The organism is Psychrobacter sp. 1Y4, from assembly GCF_051847555.1.
This window is the reverse complement of the sequence record NZ_JBPYDE010000409.1, coordinates 1-784: the sequence shown is the minus strand read 5'-3', so window position 1 is coordinate 784 and position 784 is coordinate 1. Positions and strand designations below refer to the sequence as shown.

1 protein-coding gene is annotated in these 784 nt (G+C 34.9%); it reads left to right on the top strand.

Features of this window, described 5'->3' with window-relative positions; translation table 11 throughout:
- Nucleotides 1-784: PDDEXK-like family protein (locus tag ACS8FC_RS16645; RefSeq protein WP_439297597.1), on the top strand; the 784-nt coding region annotated here is incomplete at both ends.

The window sequence follows — 784 nt, the reverse complement described above, 5'->3', positions numbered from 1 at the left end:
AACGCTTTAGAGACAGCGCAAGCACTCTATAGCCGTCAACTTTCTCCAGACTTCAGTACTTTTGATTATATTAATACCGATGAATTAGGACTTAGTCGTATTTTGGCAGCTCTGCTTGATCCTAAAGGGAGTCATGCTCAACAGGAAGGCTTTTTAAGGTTATTTATTGAGCATTGTTTGCCTGTTATATATATAAATGATAACTGGCAGATTTTCTTTAACAACCTTGAGAAAACAGAGGTTTTTCTTGAAGAAGTAACGGCAAAAAGTAATACCCAGCGTCGTATGGATATTTACTTAAGATGTCAGGTAGGTGATCACAGCTATGGTATTTGTATTGAAAACAAACCTTATGCAGCAGATCAGCTTGACCAAATGAAAGATTATGCTATTGAACTTAAAAATAGAAAACATAAGTATTGGCATCTTGTTTATCTAAACGAAGACAATGACGTCCCAAGTGAAGATAGCGTTGATACTAAAACTTTAGAAGGTTGGATAACCAGCAATCAATATAGTCATCTTAGATTTAGCGGTCTGATTGGTTGGCTCAAAGCGTGTCAAATAGAATGCCAGAATCATAGTGTCAGTGAGTTTATTGCACAGCTAACTAAGTTTATTCAAAAGCAATTTATGGGGATAGAAGATATGAACGAAGACAATGCAATTTTAGAAATTATTAAAAAAAATGCGGCTACTATTGATGCCAGTATTAAGGTATCTAACACTGTAGAGCGAATGAAGAGAGAGCTGATAGATAAGTTAAAAATAGATTTATTAGCAA